The organism is Mesorhizobium sp. M2E.F.Ca.ET.209.01.1.1, from assembly GCF_004010375.2.
Classification (GTDB): domain Bacteria; phylum Pseudomonadota; class Alphaproteobacteria; order Rhizobiales; family Rhizobiaceae; genus Mesorhizobium.
Genome location: NZ_SADP02001110.1, coordinates 1 through 294 on the forward strand (window position 1 = coordinate 1; position 294 = coordinate 294).

The window sequence follows — 294 nt, forward strand, 5'->3', positions numbered from 1 at the left end:
AAACATCACGGGCAAGGTGTCCAGCCCTTCCGCTGCTCTGGCGTCATCGCATGGTTGGTGAACTGAAGATTTCGGTCATCGCGGCCGGCGGCACGGCATTCGTGGCAGAAGATCACCTTCACCAGGTCCCAATGCATAGAGCCGTGATCCGGGCCGAGTCGCTTTACCAGTTCCTGGACCGAAGCGCTCCGGGCATCCATGGCGGTCAACCGTTGGTGAAGCGGCGTTATTTGATTTCTCTGACAAAATATGCTGCTTGTCGCGCCCATGAAAAAGCTCTGCCTGATGGTTCTG

The 294-nt window shown here is 56.8% G+C and carries 1 protein-coding gene; it reads left to right on the forward strand.

The features are described from left to right. Positions 1-50 precede the first annotated feature (50 nt). A partial coding sequence (locus EN852_RS39330; RefSeq protein ID WP_135879943.1) for a hypothetical protein occupies positions 51-294 on the forward strand: 244 nt, incomplete at its 3' end.